The 19,950-nt window shown below is 57.0% G+C and carries 16 protein-coding genes and 4 pseudogenes; 7 read left to right on the top strand and 13 right to left on the bottom strand.

Annotated elements, in window-relative coordinates; genetic code table 11:
- Positions 1-158: 158 nt before the first annotated feature.
- Positions 159-1,766, bottom strand: coding sequence for an RNA repair transcriptional activator RtcR (gene rtcR / locus J5274_RS22500; protein WP_219275169.1), 1,608 nt, complete (start codon positions 1,764-1,766; stop codon positions 159-161).
- A 211-nt stretch (positions 1,767-1,977) separates the two neighbouring features.
- Between rtcR and J5274_RS22495 the strand changes: the two genes are divergently transcribed.
- Positions 1,978-3,534: an RNA-binding protein gene (locus tag J5274_RS22495; RefSeq protein WP_219275167.1), complete on the top strand. Its 1,557-nt coding sequence runs from the start codon at positions 1,978-1,980 to the stop codon at positions 3,532-3,534.
- Between the two features lie 791 nt (positions 3,535-4,325).
- Positions 4,326-5,744, top strand: coding sequence for an RtcB family protein (locus J5274_RS22490; protein ID WP_219275165.1), 1,419 nt, complete (start codon positions 4,326-4,328; stop codon positions 5,742-5,744).
- Positions 5,745-5,847: 103 nt separating this feature from the next.
- Here J5274_RS22490 and J5274_RS22485 read toward each other — a convergent pair whose 3' ends face one another.
- Positions 5,848-6,609 (bottom strand): metallophosphoesterase, encoded by a 762-nt coding sequence (locus J5274_RS22485; protein ID WP_219275164.1) that lies wholly within the window; start codon positions 6,607-6,609, stop codon positions 5,848-5,850.
- A 691-nt stretch (positions 6,610-7,300) separates the two neighbouring features.
- On the opposite strand from J5274_RS22485, the gene J5274_RS22480 reads away from it, so the two are divergent.
- Positions 7,301-7,915 (top strand): LysE family translocator, encoded by a 615-nt coding sequence (locus J5274_RS22480; protein WP_219275163.1) that lies wholly within the window; start codon positions 7,301-7,303, stop codon positions 7,913-7,915.
- 50 nt (positions 7,916-7,965) lie between these two features.
- Here the strand turns inward: J5274_RS22480 and nadE are convergent.
- The 4 genes and pseudogenes from nadE to J5274_RS22460 all read right to left on the bottom strand — a co-directional run bounded on the left by nadE (position 7,966) and on the right by J5274_RS22460 (position 10,881).
- Positions 7,966-8,796 (bottom strand): annotated as a pseudogene (gene nadE / locus J5274_RS22475) (ammonia-dependent NAD(+) synthetase).
- Positions 8,797-8,919: 123 nt separating this feature from the next.
- Positions 8,920-9,255 carry a hypothetical protein gene (locus J5274_RS22470; RefSeq protein ID WP_219275161.1) on the bottom strand — a complete coding sequence of 112 codons (336 nt, stop codon included), beginning with the start codon at positions 9,253-9,255 and terminating at the stop codon, positions 8,920-8,922.
- A gap of 226 nt (positions 9,256-9,481) precedes the next feature.
- The gene (locus J5274_RS22465) at positions 9,482-10,012 is read right to left on the bottom strand and encodes a LysR substrate-binding domain-containing protein (protein ID WP_219275159.1); all 531 of its coding nucleotides are present in this window, start codon (positions 10,010-10,012) and stop codon (positions 9,482-9,484) included.
- 176 nt (positions 10,013-10,188) lie between these two features.
- Complete coding sequence (locus J5274_RS22460) at positions 10,189-10,881, bottom strand: YafY family protein (protein ID WP_219275157.1); 693 nt, start codon at positions 10,879-10,881, stop codon at positions 10,189-10,191.
- 105 nt (positions 10,882-10,986) lie between these two features.
- Between J5274_RS22460 and J5274_RS22455 the strand changes: the two are divergent.
- From J5274_RS22455 to J5274_RS22445, 3 genes and pseudogenes are all read left to right on the top strand, one after another.
- A pseudogene (locus J5274_RS22455) lies at positions 10,987-11,450 on the top strand (hypothetical protein).
- A complete protein-coding gene (locus J5274_RS22450) occupies positions 11,450-12,370 on the top strand; it encodes a DMT family transporter (protein ID WP_224173207.1) in 921 nt (306 codons plus the stop codon). The pseudogene J5274_RS22455 and the gene J5274_RS22450 overlap by 1 nt, the downstream one beginning before the upstream one ends.
- 231 nt (positions 12,371-12,601) lie before the next feature.
- Positions 12,602-12,988, top strand: coding sequence for a VOC family protein (locus J5274_RS22445; RefSeq protein ID WP_219275153.1), 387 nt, complete (start codon positions 12,602-12,604; stop codon positions 12,986-12,988).
- 482 nt (positions 12,989-13,470) lie between these two features.
- On the opposite strand, the gene J5274_RS22440 is transcribed toward J5274_RS22445, so the two are convergent.
- From J5274_RS22440 to J5274_RS22410, 7 genes and pseudogenes are all read right to left on the bottom strand, one after another.
- Positions 13,471-13,719: a 2-hydroxycarboxylate transporter family protein gene (locus J5274_RS22440; RefSeq protein ID WP_219275151.1), complete on the bottom strand. Its 249-nt coding sequence runs from the start codon at positions 13,717-13,719 to the stop codon at positions 13,471-13,473.
- Positions 13,720-13,989: 270 nt separating this feature from the next.
- Complete coding sequence (locus tag J5274_RS22435) at positions 13,990-14,442, bottom strand: plastocyanin/azurin family copper-binding protein (protein ID WP_219275149.1); 453 nt, start codon at positions 14,440-14,442, stop codon at positions 13,990-13,992.
- A gap of 36 nt (positions 14,443-14,478) precedes the next feature.
- A complete protein-coding gene (locus tag J5274_RS22430) occupies positions 14,479-15,357 on the bottom strand; it encodes a DUF4142 domain-containing protein (protein ID WP_219275148.1) in 879 nt (292 codons plus the stop codon).
- A gap of 745 nt (positions 15,358-16,102) precedes the next feature.
- Positions 16,103-16,392: pseudogene (locus J5274_RS22425) on the bottom strand (DDE-type integrase/transposase/recombinase); the annotation flags it as partial.
- Positions 16,385-16,645: pseudogene (locus tag J5274_RS22420) on the bottom strand (IS630 family transposase); the annotation flags it as partial. The pseudogenes J5274_RS22425 and J5274_RS22420, both read right to left, overlap by 8 nt.
- 84 nt (positions 16,646-16,729) lie before the next feature.
- The gene (locus J5274_RS22415; protein WP_219275146.1) at positions 16,730-17,839 is read right to left on the bottom strand and encodes a hypothetical protein; all 1,110 of its coding nucleotides are present in this window, start codon (positions 17,837-17,839) and stop codon (positions 16,730-16,732) included.
- 86 nt (positions 17,840-17,925) lie between these two features.
- On the bottom strand, positions 17,926-18,651 hold the full coding sequence (locus J5274_RS22410) for a hypothetical protein (protein ID WP_219275144.1): 726 nt from the start codon (positions 18,649-18,651) through the stop codon (positions 17,926-17,928).
- Between the two features lie 181 nt (positions 18,652-18,832).
- On the opposite strand from J5274_RS22410, the gene J5274_RS22405 reads away from it, so the two are divergent.
- Entirely contained in the window at positions 18,833-19,918 is a 1,086-nt protein-coding gene (locus tag J5274_RS22405; protein WP_219275142.1) for a helix-turn-helix transcriptional regulator, read from the top strand.
- The last annotated feature ends 32 nt before the right edge of the window (positions 19,919-19,950 follow it).

Here is a 19,950-nt window from a genome sequence, read left to right as displayed (position 1 = left end):
AGTTCCTGGCCGCCACATGCATTTCCGAATTGTCGCGCAAGTATCGGTCTTTAAATTTGCCGATTATGCTGCGCTTATCCTCATCAGCTTGGTCATATTTCGCCGCGGATCGCATCCTCTCTCGAAGAAAATCGTTGTCGGCATAGAGGAATAGAAGGTCAGATTTTTACTCTAATATCCTCGAATCTGAGCCCGAAGCGAGCAAGATATTTGGTCAAACGATCGGCATCGTTGCTGCTCTTCTTCTCTAGTCGCGAGTTCGCGAACAGGGCTCTGCCGGCAGCGCTGGCTGTAGGATTTTCTCGGCAGGATTGAAGGACAGTGGCAAGTTGCGCTACGTCAAATCGATCGAGGCGAGTGGTTGCTTCGACGCCTAGCAGCTCTTCAATGATCGCATTTGGCGTCTCATCGTCATTTGAGCTGCGCCAAAACGAATTCAGCCGTCGAACTTCATCGTCGACAACATCGGTGGTGATGCGCCCATGAGGTGCGAGCGTCGCCATGCGGGTAACCGAGGCCGACAGATCACGGAAGTTGGCGCTCCAGATGGCTTGCGGGCCGGTGGCGAACGCAAGATACCGATCGCGGGCTTCCTTGTTAAAGGTAACATTTTCGCCTTCGCGTTCCAGATAGCGCCTGAGTTCGAAGTCGAGATTGGGCTCAATGTCCTCTTTGCGTTCGCGCAGGGCCGGCAGCTGGAAAGTCCAGAGGTTGAGCCGGGCATAGAGATCTTCGCGAAACCTGCCCTTACGGACATCTTCACCCAGATCGCGATTGGTGCCGGCAAGCAGTTGAAAGTCCGCAAAAGCCTCACGATCGGCGCCTACGGGTAGGAACCTCTTTTCCTCGATTGCCCGCAGGCACATGGCCTGTTCATCAAGGCCGAGTTCACCAATTTCGTCGAGGAACAGCGCGCCCTTGTCGGCGGACTTGAGCAAACCGGCACGTTCGCCGGCCGCGCCGGTAAACGCGCCCTTCACGTGGCCGAACAGGGTGGACATGGCCTGGTCGCCGCGAAGGGTCGCACAGTTGACCTCCACGAAGGGACCGCTGATTTTTCGCTGGCTTTTCTTTAGCTCGTAGATCCGGCGGGCTAGCTGCGACTTGCCTGCGCCGGTCGGCCCGGTCAGGAGAACGGGCGCCTTCGAGCGGATCACCACTCTCTCGATCTCGTCGATCATTCTGTTGAAGGCGGCGTTGCGGGTCGAAATCCCGGACTTCAGGAAGGAGGCGGCGTCTTCCCGCTCGGACGCAAAGCGTTTGGCGATCTCGTCATAGCGCGACAGGTCGAGGTCGATGATCCGGTGCGAGCCGGCGAAGTCCTGCTCTGGCTCACGATCGCGAGGCGGCGAGAGCTGCAGTAACTGACCAGGAATTATGCGGGCTTCGGTCAGCAAGAACCAGCAGATCTGCGCCACATGGGTGCCTGTGGTGATGTTGACAAGATAATCCTCCGTTTCCGGGTCGAAGCTGTAGCCGCGGGCAAAGTCTCTGAGATTGGTGTAGACCTCCGAAAAATCCCAGGGATCTCGGAAATTGATGACGTTACTGCGCACCTCCGTGGCCGGCGCGACTGTCCCGATGTCGGCGACGACGCGGTGACAAAGCGCTTGCGAGTGGTTGTCATGGATCAGTTCCAGCCGGTCGATGAACATGCCCGACTGTTGACAAAGCGCGACATTGGGCCGCCATCGGCTCCAGCGATTTTCCCACTTCCCCGCATCGAGAGTGGTTCCCAACATGCTGATGGCGACGCGGCGCTTCATGTGCTATCCAAAATTATAAATCTCTATCTCTTGAGATAATATAATCAGGGCCGTGATTTTTAGCAATTCACGATTGCCGCCGATGGCGTGAAAAAATCCTCCATAAAAACAGATAATTGAAGGAAAATTGCCAGCGTATCGAATTGATTTCCCAGAACTGGCACGCAACTTGAATTGTAGCTGGCACGAACCAACAAAAAGGAGTGCCGTTATGGTCAATAAGGCAATCTTCAAAACTTACCTCGGAAAACTGCTTCCGGGAACGGACACAAAAAATCATGCAGGTGCGCCGGCCTATCGGCTGACGCCGCGTGAGGCGCTCGCGCAGTATGCTGTGACCGGGACATTCAACGGCACCTTCTATGCAGATGGAGCCGAACAGCTTGACGCGGTAAAGGAGCTTGCCCTCCAGGTCGAGCCGGAGTTTCTCGCGAAGGTGGCGGTCTATGCGGCTGAGCGAGGTCACATGAAGGACATGCCGGTGACGCTGCTCGCCATGCTCTCTAGCCTTCAGAGCGATGCTTTTGCCAGCGCGTTCCCGCGGGTGGTGAAGAGCGGCAAGATGCTGCGTGGCTTCGTGCAAGTCATGCGCTCTGGCGCTACCGGCCGTAAGTCGCTGGGAACACGGCCGAAGAAGTCGGTGCAGGCGTGGCTTGAACGGGCAAGCACAGAGCAGATCCTTCGTGCGATGGTAGGAAACGACCCATCCCTTGCCGATGTCATCCGCATGGTCCATCCTAAGCCGGCCACGGAAGAGCTCAAAGCCCTCTATGCCTGGGCAATCGGTAAGCCGCACGACTACTCTGCGCTGCCGGATCTCGTCAAGGCATTGGAAGCGTTCCGACGTGACCAGACGGTGCCGGTGCCGGACGTGCCGTTCCAGATGCTGACCTCGCTGCCGCTGACGCGGACGCATTGGGTCGAGATCGCCCGCAGGGGCAGCTGGCAGATGGTGCGGCAGAGCCTCAACACTTTCGCCCGCAACGGCGTCTTCGAGGTCGCGGGTTTTGCCGAGGCGCTGGCGACCCGGCTTGCCGATCCGGAGGAAATCCGCAAGGCGAAGGTCTTTCCCTATCAGCTGATGATGGCGTGGAAGATGGTCGATGGCCAGGTTCCGGATGTCGTGCGGGATGCGCTGCAGGATGCGATGGATATCGCCGTCTCCAATGTGCCGTCCCTGACGGGCAACGTGGTGCTGTGCCCCGACGTTTCGGGTTCCATGGGCTCGCCAGTGACCGGTTACCGCAAGGGCGCGACGTCCGCGGTCCGCTGTATCGATGTCGCCGGCCTGATGACCGCGGCGTTTCTGCAGCGCAATCCAAAGGCGAGGGTGTTGCCGTTCGAGAATGACGTGGTGAACGTCAGTCTCAACCGGCGAGATTCGGTGATGACCAATGCCGACAAGCTGGCAAAAATCGGCGGCGGCGGAACGAATTGCTCCGCACCGCTAAAGAGGCTCGCAAACGAGAAGGCCAAGGTTGATCTCGTGGTGTTCATCTCGGACAACGAGTCCTGGGTGGACGCGCGCAAAGGTGGCCAGCCGACTGCTGTGATGACGGAATGGGCGAGGATCAAGAAACGCAATCCGGCTGCAAAGCTGGTTTGTCTCGATATCCAGCCCCACGCCTCGACACAGGCGGTGACGCGAGAGGACGTGCTCAACATCGGCGGGTTCTCGGATGCCGTCTATGGGGTCATCAACGCTTTCGCGGCCAATAGGAATGGATCGGCTGGCTGGGTAGAGGCCATCGAGGCGATTGAGCTCTGACCGGTTCACACAAAGCAATACCCCCGCGCCGCCGTGAACGGCGCGGGGAACCGTGACGAATGCCGGATGAAACTACAGATCGTTAATCTCCGGGTCGCGGGTTCGAATCCCGTCGTGTCCTCCCTTTATGGATGCGTAGCTCAGCGGATAGAGCAGGACGTTTCACCAGACCTCGTCGTCACGGACGAATGGAATGACATGGCGAATGCGGAGGAAACTACATTGGTTACCCTTCGGGAAGCGGGTTCGAACCCCGCCCTGCTGGCGATCCCTAGAGGAGGACCAGCAGGTTGTTTCTTCAATACTGGTCGCCATGGCCAAATGCAGCGGCGAATGCCGGACGGAACTACAGCCACCACAGTTGGATGGTCTGGCAGGTTCGACTCCTCCTGGGCATACGCTCTCTGGCACGAGCGGGGCCATCCGGTTTCGTCCATCCTCGTCGCCGCTGCATGGCATACAATACCCCTGTTCCACCGGGGCGGAATAACCCGGCGAATGCCGGCAGGACTACAGGGAAAGAGCGGCCCGCCGGATTTTTGGTGGGCAGGTCGGATGTTCAAGCCATCCCGCGCTTCGATGGAGCGCGTAGCTCAGTAAATTGTCCTGCCACATCTTGTCGCCGGAATGATGAAGAAGGCCCTGGGCGAATGAAGTGATGGCAACAGGGGCCGCATAGCGCCATGATTGTGGAATGCGTCCGGCGCGATGGATCTCCGCTAATGCTTCTCGCCCAAGGTGGAGTGAAGAAGACCAACGGAACAAGAAGGACTGCAGAGGCAGAAAAGACAATGATAACAGTAGTGAGCGGACAGGATTTGATCGACGCCGGCATTAGCCAGGGGAAGTGGTTCCGCCCGGCACTTGAGGCGGCAAACACAGTTTTGAGCAAGGGTGGCTCGGTGACAGATGCCCTGGAAGCGGCAAAGGCATTCGAGCCGGGGCCAACTCTAGCCTTGAGGGCAGATAACGATGTCGAGATCTATTCCAACATCCGCGCTGAGAACGCCTTCGAACAGGACAATGTCGAGAAGGTGAACGCGACGATGCGCGCGCTGGTGCGCACGCCGGTCGTTCGGGCCGCGGCGATCATGCCCGACGCCTGCCCGGCGGGTCCTGTCGGGACGATCCCGGTTGGCGGCGTGGTAGCATCCGAAGCGATCCATCCGGGCATGCATTCGGCCGATATCTGCTGCTCCATGGCGATCTCGATCTTTCCCGGCACAGACCCGAAGTCGCTGCTGGACGCCGTGCATGCCGTGACGCATTTCGGTCCCGGCGGTCGTCCGCGCGGAAGCCAGCTAAAGCCTTCCGACGCAACGCTTTCGGCTTTTGAGCAGAACCCATATCTGCGAGATGGTGCTCTGAGTGTTGGCATTGAGCATTTCGCGACCCAGGGGGACGGCAATCATTTTGCCTATGTCGGAACGATGAAGTCGACCGGCGAAACGGCACTTGTGACCCATCACGGATCGCGAGCACCGGGTGCACGACTCTACGACAAGGGCATGAAGGTCGCCAACCGATTGAGGGAGCAGATCTCGCCAGAGACTCATCGGGAAAATGCCTGGATTCCGGCAGACACCGCGGAGGGCGACCTCTATTGGTCGGCGTTGCAGACCATCCGCCAATGGACGAAGGAAAACCACTATGTCCTTCACGACATGGCGGCAGAGAAGCTCTCAACCAAGGTTGCGGATCGCTTCTGGAACGAACATAATTTTGTTTTCCGCAAGTCGGACGGGTTGTTCTACCACGGAAAGGGTGCGACGCCCGCCTTTGACAACTGGGCTGACGATGCGACCGATCTGACCATCATTCCGCTCAACATGGCGGAGCCGATCCTGATCGTTCGCGGCACAAACGCTGCAAATGGTCTCGGCTTCTCGCCCCATGGTGCCGGCCGCAACTTCTCGCGCAGCGCGCATATGAGGCAGTTGTCTGCGGAATATGGTGCCGATTCGCGGGGGCTTAGCCCGAACAACATCGCAGCTATTCTCGAGAAAGAGACAAGTGGTCTGGACGCGCGCTTCTTCTCCGGTTTCGCGGATGTGTCGGAACTACCGAGTGCCTACAAGAGCGCTGCGAACGTGCGGGCACAAATTGAGCATTTCGGACTGGCTGAGGTGGTTGACGAGGTGATCCCCTACGGGAGCATTATGGCAGGCGACTGGCAGAAGAATGCACCCTGGCGCAAAAAGCGTCAATAAACACGAGGGAAGGCGGCAAGCTCGCCTTCCCTCGACATGTAACATGCCGACACCAATCGACCCATTCCAAAAGCAACCACGGAAAATTGGTCTCCCCTATCCATTAACCGGGCTGCCACTCACCAACGTGGATCGCACCGGTGTCGGTCAGTTCGGTGCATACGAAGTGTGAAAGCGCATCTCGCCTGATCACTGCCGCGCTCAGCCGTCCAGTCCGATACGCGCCGGTGTCCAAAGCTATGCGATTTGCATAAACTTCAGGCCGCAGCGACTTCGTGATCGTGTGACCATGCAAAACGACATGACCAAAGACGTCCATGTGGTCGAGGAAGCCCGTCCTGATCCAGCGCAAGTCGTATTCGTCCTGTTTGGCGAGCAGAATGCCGGGACGTATTCCAGCGTGAACAAAGCAGAAGCGCCCCATTTCTTCGAATGTCAGCGCGTTTTCCAGCAAGTCCACATGATGTGGGAAGACGCGGCGGATATCGGCGGCGATGTTCTCAAAATCTGGCACCGGACAACTGGAATAGGCGCTCACTGTCGCAACGCCTCCCCAATCCATCCAGTTGACGGCGTCCTCCTGGGTGAGAGTACCGCGAAGGAGCTCACGCAGGTAAAAATCATGATTGCCGAGAATGAGCCGGGAGCCCGGATAGAGATCGAGTGTCGAACAAACCTGATCAAGTACCTTCGGACTGTCTGGGCCTCGGTCGATCAGATCGCCCAGAAAGATCACGACAGGCTTGGATTGATGATCATCCGAGGCAGCTGCGATGTAGCCAAGCATGGCCTCAAGAAGGTCGGCGCGTCCATGAATATCGGCAATGGCATAGATGTCGGACGATAAACTCTGGGTCTTAGTCACTATTTTTCCTGCAGACAAACATGGTGCGTGAAATCATCCCTGGTGCTATGCAAGGTATAGGGACTTAGAGCGACGAGCAAAGGCCCAAGGCAAAGCCGGATGGTCGCAGTTCCTATAGGCCATCCCGGGAGTGACGCGCCACAAGAAATTGACAACGAACGATTGGATTTGAACGGAGTTAAACCGTCGCTTCCAAGCCCACGACTTCTTTGCCACCAAAAGTGCTGCTAAATTTTACACCACATGACTGTCGTAGTCACTCAAGGGCCTGTTACGGCTTTACATAATTCCGAGTTATGTGAATTTCAACTCCCGCCATGGTTATCCGAACTGTTGTCGATTGCAACTTGGAAATGGCCAGCAGCTAAACAAATGGCTGCAATTTTGGGCTGTACGAACGCAGCTCGAGGCAAAATGCCAAAGCAGGGCCAACGGCTGGGTCTGAAGGTGCTGGAGGATATTTCGGCAATTTCGTCCTCGTAGTGAAGGGGTTTGCAATCCACGAGCGTGGCTTTGCCTGACACGGTTTGGCGGCAAGCCTCTCTCTCGGAAGAGCCGGATGCGTGGCGAAACCTGTTGCTGTATTTCGAGCATGACAAGGTAGAGATTACTTTCGAGAGCATCCCCTTTCGCATCAAAGGAAAATGCGTATTCTGAACACCCGAGAGCGATCATAACCTTCGGGGGTTCCATGGATTATTCGACACGGCTTGCCTTCGCAGCGGCCTTTTTCGTGTTCGCCGCCAGTCCCGGCCCGGACAATATGACGATCGTTGCCCGCACGATTTCCAACGGCGCCGCCTCTGGCATCGCCTATGGTGCGGGAACCGTCGTCGGCATCCTGATCTTTCTGACCCTTGCAGCCTTTGGCCTGTCGATTATCGCGGCTGAAATGGGTGTCGTTATGGCGATCCTTCGCTATGCAGGTGCTGCCTATTTGATCTGGATGGGTGTGAAGCTCTGGACGGCAGAGCCCGTCGTTCCCGACTTGCAGCCCGTCACCGGCCGGCGCGGGCTGCTTTCCGTCTTTGCAACTGGTGTCGCCCTCAATCTCGGTAATCCGAAAATGCCGCTGTTCTACGTCGCGCTTCTGCCTAACGTGGTTGGCGCATCGCTCACCCTCGGTCATGTCGGCGTGCTGTCGGCTGTCATTCTTGCTGTCGAGGTCGTGGTGATCGGCGGACATGTCATCCTCGCCAGTCGGGCGCGGACGCTGTTGCGGAGCCCTCGCATCGTTCGCAGAGTCAATCGTGCTGCCGGTGGCATTATGGTTGGCGCTGGCGTAGCCGTGGTTGCAGCTCGATGAAAGTCTTGCAACAGTAGCTTGTTCGGGCGGTTTGCGGCAACTCCGCGGAATTAGCCACTCGCAGCGACAGGAAGTCCTCGTTTGTGGGACGTGATCCTATACGTGGAGAGAACTCGGCTCAGCGCAGTTTCGTCGATTGGCTTGCCTTCAAGGAAATCATCGATCTGATCATAGGTGACGCCATGCGCGTCCTCGTCGGGGCGCTGTGGCCTTTTGTTCTCCAGATCGGCGGTCGGAACTTTGAACACCAAGCCGTCCGGTGCCCCTAATGTCTTTGCAAGAGAACGGACCTGACGCTTGGTAAGACCCGCCAGCGGCAGAATGTCAGCGGCGCCATCACCGTGTTTTGTGAAGAATCCCATGACGGCCTCTGCTGCGTGATCCGTCCCGATGACGAGGCCGCGCGAAGCGCCAGCAAGCGCGTACTGTGCAATCATCCTTTGGCGGGCTTTGATATTCCCGAGAATGAAGTCCTCTTGCCCTTCATCCGCAAACACAACGCCGCCGAGCTTCGACGCATTGAGAGCGGCGTCGGAGGCATCCTTGATGTTGATTGTCACCGTTCGATCCGGTTGAATGACAGCGAGAGCTTTTTGTGCGTCGCCTTCGTCGGCTTGCACACCGTAGGGCAATCGGACGGCGATGAATTCGGCGCCTGTGATTATGTTGCGCAATTGCGTAACCGCCTCTTGTGCCAACAAACCGGCGGTGAGGGAATCGACGCCACCGCTAATTCCCAGGACGTAGCTTCGCATGCCCGAGGCGACGAGATAGTCTCACAAAAACGCGACGCGACGCTCGATTTCACGTTCAGGGTGGAAGTCCTTGCTGACGCCGAGATCTCGAATGATGCCTTCTTGGGTTTCAGGTAAAGGTGTCATTTCAAATCCTTTTTTGAAATCAACAACTGCGGAAGAATGATGGAAAGTCTCACGTTGCTCCATGTCTGCCCGTGTCGCAAGACCTTGTGGTTGGGCAAAACATCAGTCGTCGAATTGACGCTATCAATAAAAACCATCCGGGAGCAGTGCACCGAGGTGGTAGTCCTTGGTTTTTCCTGACATCACCGTTGAAACCCAGGCGCGTCGTTCAAAATCGATGGGAACGAGTTCGTAGGCACATGCCATAAGATCCGGCTCGGCCGGAGCAAATGCGGGAGATCCCGACAGATCAGAATAGGCGACATGCTGTCGGCAGATGCACTCATCCGTCCACCATTGGGTCAATAGCCATTTGGCCGCACTTCCGTGATGCAAAATGACAAATCCGACAGAATAGTGCGGAGTGTTATTCATTGTAGAAAGATTGGCCTCTACGAACGTGCGGGCTTCTGCGACCAACCGCGGATCGACAGCCCGCTCCCGACATGGAGCAGCTATCAAAATTCCATAACCTTAAGTGCCCAATCAGAAATGCGCCACGTATCCAAATATCCGAAATATCGGGGGGTATATGTGGGAACTAGCACGTTGTATCTCCGCCATCGTCAGGCTGCACAATTCCTGAGAATGGTGCGCCACACAAGTAGTCATAGCAATCGCGACAACACTGACACTGCGCGACCTGTCACAGCTTCCTTGCGGACAGCGACGCGAGCTCCAGCTTCCGGATCGACGCCTCTATCCAGGCAAGGACCGCGGCTATACGCGTGAGATGACGCAGATCAGGATGGGTCAGCAACCAGATCTCGCGTTCAGGAAACGCTAGTTCATCGAGATGTATGCGCCTTAGGCTCGATATCTGATCTGCCACGATACATGGCAGCAGACCGCGGCCGAGCCCGACCTGGACGCCTTGAAGCATTGCCTCGGCGTCATTGACGGCAAGGGGCGAAAGAATGCCGCCGCTCTCTGCCACTTTCGCAATCCAGCGGGCCTGCGGCAAGTCCGCCATTCCCTCCTCATACGTAAGCCAGGGTAGTTTTTCCGTGCCGGCATCAACATCATTCGCGACATACGCGGCGTAAGTCAGTGTCGCTATGCGCTTAGAAAGCACCCTGCTGCCAGCATCGTCGGTGGGCCTCGCAAGTCGAAGCGTAATGTCGGCTTCGCGTCGCGTGAGATTGAGATCACGGGATTCCGCTTTTTGGGCGGGCAAGCGAGACCGTTTTCCACTGGATTTGCTATGGCCTTATCTCGGCGGCAGCCGTATTCAGTTTGCCGGTCCTCGACCAAATCATACGATGACAAATTCGCGGGATCCCTGACTTTGCAGCGCCGCAAAAGTCAGGCAAACATAAAAGGCAAAAATCCGGGATTTCGCGACAAGCAAGGTCAAGGATTGGAAAACAGCTCGTGCCGGGCACGCCAATCAGACCGCAGCCCCTCGCTCTGGCCGGCAAAGAAGTGGCCGGTGGTGGCGCAGGCGCGCATGCGGTCTGCGCGGAAATGGCGGAAATCCTGCCGTAGTTCACACCAGGCTGCGAGAAGGATGTTGTCGACATAATAGACAAGCGCGATTGGCCTGACGATGCGATCGGTGCATCGCGCTTCCGCATCCTGATATTCTAGCTGAAGCTTTCGTTCTTCCCTGATCGCCTCTCGTATCATCCCATACTCCACCACTGAAGCGGGAATGGCATTCCAGCGCGACACGTGAAGGGGCGATCCCTCAAGCGCACGGTTATTTACGCCAGGAAGAACATCAGCAATTTTCAAGCTCACGCGGGAAGCGGCATTTAGAAGATCGGCATCGCCAGTGCGACCGATCAATGAGAGGCCAACCACAATGGCCTCGACCTCTTCTGCCGAGAACATCAAAGGCGGGAGATCAAAGCCCTCGCGCAGGACATAGCCGACGCCTGCCTCGCCGTCGATCGGCACCCGCATGGCCTGCAGCGTGACGATGTCGCGATAGACTGTCCTCTGACTCACCTCCAGCGCGTCCGCAATCGTATGAGCAGCTACCGGTGCTCGCGCTCGCCGGAGAACTTGGATGATCTCAAACAGTCGGCTCGATCGCCCCATCCTGCTCTTCCTCGGAAATAGGCCACTGTCGTCGATGATGCTGACACAGGATGTCAGCATAGCCTCAATTATGCTGATCGTCATTTCAATCATGAGGGTAGGAAAATGATCATGCAAGGATTTGAGACTCGGTCGGTGCGCATGGAGCGGCTGAGCCTACTGACATTTCAAGCGCCGGCCGAGGATGTGGATCGCATAATGGAAGCGGTGGTCAAGGTCGCTCCCCTTGTCATGGGGAATTACGACAGCAACGCCTATCATCCGGGTTGGGTATCGAACGATATCGCCCGCTCGAGGGGGCCGCCGCAGGTGCGGAAACGGAAATCCGCAAGCGCCCCGGAACGGTTGAAGTATCCTTCGAGCTTCCTGACAATCCGCGGCTTGTCGAACAGGTAATCGAGACAATCTTTCAGATGCACAGCTATCAGGAGCCGGTTATCAGGATCCAACCCATCCTGGCCAGCCGCTCCAAAGGGCTCGACGATACCGCCAACCCGAACCGCTGGTGGAACACGACTGGCGACTGGAAAAAGAAGGGCGAGGAAACGAACATGAGTGTTTCTTCGTGATGAACGTCGGCGAATATCGGGCGGGTCTGCTGCTAGTGACCGCGTCGGCCGTCGCGTGGAGTACGGCGGGATTCTTTACAAGGCTCATCCCGCTGGACAGCTGGACCATGCTTGCTTGGCGAGGCATCTTCGGGGCACTCGGCATCGCAATCGTGATCCTTGCTTCAGAGGGTCGAAGCGGGTGGCACAGGGTTTTGGCGATGGGTTTGCCCGGTTGGTCGTTTGCCTCCGTGTCGGCGCTCGGCATGGTATTCTTCATCACCTCCCTCCGGCACGCGACTGTCGCTCATGTTGCGGTAATCTATGCGACAGTCCCGTTCTTCGCCGCCGCTCTCGCCTGGTTGATAATGCGGGAACGGCCGTCGAGAAACGCCGTCATCGCCAGCTTTGCCGCCCTAAGCGGCATTGTCGTGATGGTCAGGCTCAGTGTGGAAGGAAATCTCTTCGGCGATCTTCTGGCGTTTGGCATGACAGTTTGCCTTGCCATCATGATGGTGGTTGTCAGACGTTTCAACACTATTCCCATCCTACCGGCCGCCTGCGCGTCCGCCCTGCTCAGTGGGTTGGTGTGCTGGCCATTTGGAGAGCCGCTCGCGGTGTCCGCGCATGACCTCTTCCTACTGAGCCTGTTTGGCCTGGTGAACTCGGCCATCGGTCTCGTCCTATTCACGATCGGCGCCAAGTTGCTTCCGGCGATTGAAACAGCTCTAATCGGCTCACTCGACGCCCCACTCGCGCCCTTCTGGGTGTGGGTGGCATTCAACGAAACGCCAAGCACCAGCACGGTTGCTGGAGGGCTAATGGTATTCTCGGCCGTTACCCTTTACATCGTTGTTGAGGCGCGAAAAGGCAGAAGCACAATTTCAGAAAAAGTGACGGGGTCGGGAGCGCCGTCGCAGAAGCCGCGCAGACCGTCATAAAACTCGAAATAATCTCAGCAGGGTAGAATTTGATTCTCCGCATATTTTGCCCGGCCTTCGCTAAGGAGGCCAAGAAAATAGATGACGCTTTAGGGTCATTTTCTAACGAAATTTCCTGAACCGCGTCTAAGGACGGTCTGCCTTATTTCCTATATTGCAGCAATCTGCGTATATTCAGACGTCCGATTGAGAAATCAGCTATCTCGACGTCGTGTAAGAGGAGGTGGCAAGATGAACCTGAATCAGGTAACCGTTACAATGCCAGATTTGGATGACGGATGGAGCTTCTACTGCACCCTCGGTCTAGTGCCCGTTGTAGATGCGAGGCCCGAGTACGTCCGCTTTGTCTGCCCTGATGGCGGCAGCACGTTCTCTTTACACCGAGGGGCAGAGGTCGACGGGGGCACAACGGTGTACTTCGAATGCGATGATCTCGATGCTACATTTCAAAAATTGACGGCAGCCGGCATTAAATTTTCGACACCTCCTGAAGACCGAAGTTGGCTCTGGCGGGAAGCGGAGCTGTTTGATCCGGGCGGCAACCGGTTGCTCTTGTACTTTGCAGGCTCAAACCGAATTGATCCTCCTTGGCGAATTCAGGCAAAAAATCGTGAATAAAGCGATGGAAACGAAAGTGAAGGCCGGATGAAGTTCGAATTCTGGCCCTGCTGGCATAAAACCCAACCGCATATAGAACGTCTTGGAAATTGAACGGGCCATCACACCAAATTAGCGAGGCACCGCCTCGCAAACATGGGCATGTCTCCGGTCGGATTATATTTGGGCCCGTTCAACGAGGGAAATGGAATGCATACCGCCGAGCAGACGACGCGAGAACGCGCTACGGTCGAGTGGTTACGTAGCAAACTTACATGTCCGATCGATTGGAAAACTGAAATCGGGATAGAATCCGATCTCGACGTCTCGCTCGACCTTCATGTCGCCCGTCTGACGGCGACATCTTATTGATTTTGGTGCTCATCGAAGACGATGCGGGCCCAAAGCGTTTAGCGTGTTAGGTAGGTCTTTGAATTCGGGAGCGCTTAACATCAGCAGGAAGACGTCTTGTTGCCGTCTCCCTGCTGATTTGCACATCGCAATCAATACCCCAGCTTCATCGCAAATGTAGCAATGACAATCATGATAGCTCCGCCGACACGCGTGGAGATCTGGGCAAAGGCCATGAGGCTCATACGGTCTGCAGCACCCAGGATCGCAACATCGCCCGTACCACCCAAGCCCGAATGACAGGCGGTCACGATAGCCGCCTCGATGGGATACATGTTGAGCCAACCCCCGACGAAGAAGCCAGCGAGAACGGTTGCCAATACCGTGGACGTGCAGATCATGATGTAGCCTAAATTAAAGGCGGCGATCAGTCGACGTGGTCTGCCAGCCCTTCGACCGCGAGACCGCCGTCAATGAATGTCCCCGGAATACTTCAGAAGAAACCATGGAACGGGAATCTCATAATCCGCGCCCATTCTCTCATTTCATCCTGCTATGATGAAGCTTGCAGAGTTCTAGTTCTGACCCTGCCGATCCCGGCAGGAACGCGGCTCCCCTGCGGTAGCCGACGCCGGGTAGACATCAGCATCGGCAGACTCAAGCAAAAACCGCTAGGCTTTCGGTGTGCGGTGAATTCGCCTCGGAGCGGACGGGTGTATCGGCATATGCATCGCTTCAGGCATGGACGCCGCATTCGCCGCAGTGCTTGGTTGCTGCTGCGGGTTCGCGGAAGTTCGTGGCGGCTGTGGCTGCTGCGCGTCGTCAGCCTGAACTGTCAGAGTTCCGACCATGCCGGGATGATAGGTGCACAGGTAGGATATCTCGCCCGGCGCTTTGAATATGAGAGCCTTCGCCATGCCCGGCTGGATGTCGCCGAGATCCCACGCGCCGTTTTCGGCGGTCACCGTGTGCGACACGATGTCCTCGTTGTCCCAGATCACCTTGTCGCCCACGTTGATCCTGGCGTTCGCCGGAATGTAGTCCATTCCGGAGATGATGATTTTCACGGTCTTGTGGGTCAGCGGCCGTTCTTGCGCCACTGCCATATTGCAGGAGATGGCCATACATGCCACCGCTGCGACCAGCAAGCTCCTCACATCTCACTTCCCGGCGAACTTGGGCTGGTTGACAAGGGCTTGGGCCATCTGGAGATGACGCGTGAATACCTTGATCGACATGCCGATTTCGGTGGCGACTGCGGGCGAGGTGTCATCCGGCTTGAAGGCATTAAGGTCGGCCAGAATTCTCTTGTGAAGTGCCAACTCGCCTTTGAGATATTTCTCGTCCTCGCCCTTGGTCATCTTGGAGAGCTCGGGCGTGACTTCCTTGAAATGGTTGACGTACCACTGGCTGGTTTCGCTCGGCGTCGTCTTGTAGGCAAACTTCTTTGCGATATCTTTCTTCACGTCGCCGTGGTCCTTTATCATGGCGTTCGCCATATCGCGGACCTCGGCGTCTTTGCCGAGCCAGATCTCGATGCCGCCGACCTGGATTGCACCTTCATTCACGGCGTTAAGCAGTGTTAGGGCCTTCATGTCGTTCACGGAAAGATTGCTGAGCCTGACCGGCGGCTTGGGTGATTTCATGTCGACAGTCGGTGTTGCCATATCCGCCATTGCGTCGGGAGTGGCCTGCGCGGGCTGCATCCCTGTGTCGGGAGAGGCCGCGTCGGCCGTGGCAGCGCTCGGATCTGGCTTCTGGTAGCTTCCAGAAGCGAGCGCCTTCAATATCATGCGTGACGTATCGTTCTGGAACTTCGCCGAGTAGGATTCAAGACACGCAACCTGAGTTCCGCATTCCGACGACATCTGCTGGTAAAGGAGGCCGAGCCGTTCGTTGAGCTTGTCCTTCAAGGCGTCGGGTATCGACTCGTCGTTGATCATGTTGATGATGGATACGAGATTGATCTGAACAATACCCTTCGGATCCGCGCATATCGCAAACTGCGTCGGGGTCTGGGCATCAGCATTGTCCGGCATGCAGAATGGTGCCTTTGTCAGTGGCTCCGCACTTTGACCATAGCTGGAATGGCAAGCGAAAACGGCGACGACAAATGCCGCGCTTGTTAGCAAACGGATAAGGCGCATTCTAAATTTCCCCCTACGCAAAACCCTATTATGCGGCATCACCGCTATTCGGTCTGCGTCAACAGCACCAACTACAACAGTGTCAACCGAAACGAGAAAGGCTCTGATGCATCTTCTTGAGGCTATGCTCTTGAAAAGAGGTGGATTTTGGCGCGGCAGAATTCCATCACTACTTCTTCACAAGTAGCTTTGGTGCCGTCTTTAACAATTTCTAAAATTCCACGGTGGGAGCGGCCGGAAAAATATACATCCTGAGCGATATCGTCGCGTATTCTCCAATTAACCAACGGTATTGCGCAATACTGATAGCTTGAGCCTACATCATGGACATCTACCAAACGATAGATGAGATCAGATTTGCGCCGTAGATAGCGCAAGAGACGGGCCGCATCTTTCGGGATGAAGAGCAGTCGTTCTTCTATCGTTTTGGTGCAAGCTGGTGCGGTGAAAGGTCAGCGTATGATGCGCAAGGGACACGAGTGACCGTCAAGCGGCAAAGGACAGCGCTGAAGGTTCGTGCATCAGTTATCTTTACATAATGTGCCGCGCCGCCTTGTCTTCGAATAAGATGCCAAGGTGGCATCAGCTTAATGGAAGTCAGAGTACCAAGGGTCGAGCTTTGGGTTATTGATACGCAGATCGATAGTGCGAGCTCCCGCCAGGTGGCGATGGCGTGGGCACGAAGTTCGCTGTGATCAGCGGCGGTCAAGCATTTGCGATGAAGAAAAAACAGATTGGCGATCTGGCTGTGTTGAGGCGAAACGCTGACATTGTCGCGTGGACTTGAAGCGCATCATTTACCGTTTTCTGCGCCGCAGCGGAAGATGGGAATTTTCGACGCGGTTGTTCAAGCCCTGTGCGATCGATGCTTTACGCCGGCATCAATTCAGCTTTCGCGGCCGAATAGTAACGAAGCTCGCCGGTCAACCATTTCGTCGAGCGTCACATCCTCACGGTCGTTGATCAACGCGACAACGAATTCTTCGTGGGCATCCACTGCCGATGGTCATCGCCAGCCCTGTGGCCGACGCGTTAACGCAACTTCCTAGGCTCTCGCGATCAAACGGATCGCTGACGAAATGCCAACACTGAAACTAGCCGCAGCCTGACGTGTCGACATGCGCGACGCAGACGCTTTCAAAACCCGTATTCGCAAATCATTACCCGGGGCCTGTCCCATCATCCACGTCTCCGCTATAAATAATGGACTAGCTTCCAACCACGCTGTCACCTCACAATCGATTCATCCGTCGCAGCACGTGCTCTAGTGCAACGCCTTGCACGTGATGGGGTCGTGAACGACCATTGCACCAGGGCAATGGTCCGGTACGCTGAACGACGAACCTTTTGAGGGCTGGTAGACGGGTGCAATGGTTCTTGCCGGCGCCGGCGCCGCATAATGGACCACCGGCGCCGGCGGTGGCGGGTAGACGGGCCTGTTCAGACGTGCGGTGGCGACGCCGGTCAGCCCGCTGACAAGCGCCCCAATAAATGCCTCGCCCTCACCGCTAGTGTTAACGGTCGGATAAGATCTGGCGGGCTGCGTATAGACCGGAGGATGCGCCGCGGCGGCCGCGCGGGCATAGGCCTGCTGGCGCGCCAATTGCCGCCTTCTCTCCTCGGTCTTCCTCGCTTCCTGCTGCCTGCGCTTTTCCGCCTTGGCGGCGGCTACCCGCTCGTGCCGCGCGCGCGCGGCCCTGATGATGTCCTCCGTCGGCGCGGCAAGGGCCTTGAGCTGCTCGACCGTCTTGTCGCCGTCCCCCACATCGGCACTTGCCGGCTCGTCACCGGCTCCCTCGGCCTGCAACTGTCCTAGGCCGCCTGTATCTGCATCGTTGGACATGTCTCCGGCGTCGGCGCTGGCGCCAGGAGCCACATAGGACTGCCCCGGTGCCTCTCCTCCGTCGTTGATGTCTGTTGCCGGAACAGCGACGGAAGGCGCAGCAACGAGAGCGTTTCCGGCTGTCGTATCCATTCCACCCATGTCGGCTGTGGTGCTGGCGGCGTTATCCGGCGGCGTTTCGGTCGATACGTCGTCGCTCTCGGGGACGGCGTGGACCGGAATTTCCGCATGTGTCTGGTTGCCCGCCGCGCATACCGTACAAAAATCGACCACCGGCACAGCATCGCTCTTGAGATCGGCAGTTCCACTGGCGTTCTTGATCGTCACGGTCGCGGACTGGCCGCCAAGGTGATAGGTAATCTGTGAGCATTGCCGGGTGTTGGACGTGAACTTAATCAGCGCACCCGCAACTTGAGCGCCGCCGCTGCACCATCCCTTCCTGATTGCGCAATTGCAGCCGATCTCCGCCGCTTGGCTCAGGTCGGCAACACACAGGAGCAGGGAGGCGCTGATCAATGCTAGCCGTTTCATGAGACGCCCTCGTTTTTAGAAAAAGTGATTGTTAGCGAAATCGATCCGGCGTGATTGTGGTGTCTTGATTTCCACCAGCAAATCCGTCAGTTCATGCAACTCTGAGACGCCGTGGCGTCGGATTGCGTGGCCGCCGCATCCATGTTCGACGCATTTTGGTTTTGTCCGCAGCGACGGTATGCGGTGGCGGCCTGCCGCAACACCACCGCGTACTCTCGAGCCATCTGGCAAATGCCGAGGCTGCTCGCCCTCGCCTGCAGGGCCGCGATCTGAGACTGGACGTTTGCGTCGTCGCAGGCGCCGGAGACGCCATACGTCGTTCCGGCGCCTGCGTTGTAGGAGACCGGCGGTGCCACACGGGCACCGTTGGCCGCCGCAAGCCCCGTGGCCAGGCCGGTTATCATCGCGGCTGCCAACTCATCTCCACCGTTGCTGTTGTTGCCTTGGCCCCCGCCTGCGTCCGGGGCATGCCCGCCGTTCGCATTCACGCGACGCTCCCATGGCGAAAAGCCGCCGCCGGATTCGTAGTAGACGAAGCAGCGCTGATACTGCTTGCGACAATCCGCAAGGGCACGGGCCGCCGCTGCCTTTCCCGATGGTTGCGACCAAGCCCAGAAGCAGCTGGTGCGATCTCCATCAACCCCAGCCACCGCGGCTTTCGGTTCGGGCTTATAGTTGATTTCATTGTTCCAATGCGTCGTGCAGGCGTCGTAAGCCCGTTGAGTTTCGCTCAGACCGGAGATGCAGGACGAAAGAATAAAGATGCAGTAACAAAGCGCTAAGGTGAGAGTCTTGGAGGCCGTGTTTCTCAAATGTTGCTCCCGAAGAAGGGACCCGTAACCCTAGCTAGCCTTTCAGGATTGCGGTGGCATCTACCACTTCATAGACGAGCACGACGATTGCTATTGCAGCGGCAGGGGGCCTGTGGTGTGTTACTTAACGACAGCAGGTAGAGATGGCCGGGCTAGGTCCGACGCTCAGTACAGGAAAGGTATGACCTTGGAATTCGTCGATGAAATATACGAGGCGGCGGCAATTCCGGAGCGTTGGGCCGGAGCTGGTATCCTGGATAAGCTTGCTGGCATCGGCCAGTGTCGCGATGGAATTCTCTTCGCCATCGATCCGTTCGGACAGGTCAGGTGGGTCAGCAATGACGCCGCGGCCGGCAAGATGGAAGTATATGTTCGAGACAATTGGGTTGCGCTCAATCCATATCTCGAGACCGTCGCCCGCATAGAGAAATTCAAGGAGCCTCGTTTCGTCATGGATACGGAAGTGATGTCCGCGGATGAGATGGAAAACGCTACCTATTATCGCGATTTCATGCGGCCCTATGGCTGCTATTGGCACACTGGGACCTCTATCAGCGCGCCATCTGGCGACGTGATAAAGTTGTCTGTACATCGAAGCTATGATGAGGGACCACTGCCTCGATCGGCGACCGAGCACCTAACGGCCCTTCGCCCACATCTGGCGCGCGCGGTGCTAATCGCCGCGCGTCTCCGGTTCGAACAGGTCAAGGCGACGGTAGACGCGCTCGACACGATCGGCTTTGCCGCCGGCGCCGTCAAGAACGGAAAGCTGGTGGCCGCGGGCGCCGGCTTCCAAAAACTGATTCCGGCGGTCCTTCAGGATCGGCACGACAGGCTCACCTTTATGAGCCCATCCGCGCAAAAGTGCTGGCAACGGCTGAAGAGCCCCGACCTGATGCGCCTTGGTGGCTCCTTCCCGATCGAGGCCTCGGAATCACAGGCGGCGATGGTCGTACACGTTTTGCCGATCGCTGGGGCGGCGCACGACATTTTCGGTGCTGCCGACCTGCTTCTTGCGGTCACCATCGCTTCGAAAACGTCGAGCATCAACGACAGCATTCTCATGGCGCTCTACGATCTGACACCGGCGGAATCGCAAGTCGCCAGGGAAATCGCCCTGGGTCGTGATGTGAAAACAATTGCAAAGTCGCGAACCGTATCGATTGGAACCGTCCGAACCCAGCTCCATTCGATTTTCGAAAAGACCGGCGCACAGCGGCAGATCGAACTTGCAAGGCTCGTCTCCGGATTGTCAAAAATGAATTGACGTTTTCCTGAAAGAGATCGAACCGTCGACTT

Origin of the sequence: Rhizobium sp. L51/94, assembly GCF_019355555.1 — a bacterium.
Lineage (GTDB): Bacteria > Pseudomonadota > Alphaproteobacteria > Rhizobiales > Rhizobiaceae > Rhizobium > Rhizobium rhododendri.
The sequence above is the reverse complement of the archived record's forward strand: the minus strand, read 5'-3'. Positions and strand labels throughout refer to the sequence as shown.

Excerpts from the sequence above, each read along its gene's own strand:
- rtcR (WP_219275169.1), bottom strand. The coding sequence starts at position 1,766 with ATGAAGCGCCGCGTCGCCATCAGCATGTTGGGAACCACTCTCGATGCG.
- J5274_RS22495 (WP_219275167.1), top strand. The coding sequence starts at position 1,978 with ATGGTCAATAAGGCAATCTTCAAAACTTACCTCGGAAAACTGCTTCCG.
- J5274_RS22490 (WP_219275165.1), top strand. The coding sequence starts at position 4,326 with ATGATAACAGTAGTGAGCGGACAGGATTTGATCGACGCCGGCATTAGC.
- J5274_RS22480 (WP_219275163.1), top strand. The coding sequence starts at position 7,301 with ATGGATTATTCGACACGGCTTGCCTTCGCAGCGGCCTTTTTCGTGTTC.
- J5274_RS22460 (WP_219275157.1), bottom strand. The coding sequence starts at position 10,881 with ATGGGGCGATCGAGCCGACTGTTTGAGATCATCCAAGTTCTCCGGCGA.
- J5274_RS22450 (WP_224173207.1), top strand. The coding sequence starts at position 11,450 with ATGAACGTCGGCGAATATCGGGCGGGTCTGCTGCTAGTGACCGCGTCG.
- J5274_RS22445 (WP_219275153.1), top strand. The coding sequence starts at position 12,602 with ATGAACCTGAATCAGGTAACCGTTACAATGCCAGATTTGGATGACGGA.
- J5274_RS22440 (WP_219275151.1), bottom strand. The coding sequence starts at position 13,719 with ATGATCTGCACGTCCACGGTATTGGCAACCGTTCTCGCTGGCTTCTTC.
- J5274_RS22435 (WP_219275149.1), bottom strand. The coding sequence starts at position 14,442 with ATGGCCATCTCCTGCAATATGGCAGTGGCGCAAGAACGGCCGCTGACC.
- J5274_RS22430 (WP_219275148.1), bottom strand. The coding sequence starts at position 15,357 with ATGCCGGACAATGCTGATGCCCAGACCCCGACGCAGTTTGCGATATGC.
- J5274_RS22415 (WP_219275146.1), bottom strand. The coding sequence starts at position 17,839 with ATGAAACGGCTAGCATTGATCAGCGCCTCCCTGCTCCTGTGTGTTGCC.
- J5274_RS22405 (WP_219275142.1), top strand. The coding sequence starts at position 18,833 with ATGACCTTGGAATTCGTCGATGAAATATACGAGGCGGCGGCAATTCCG.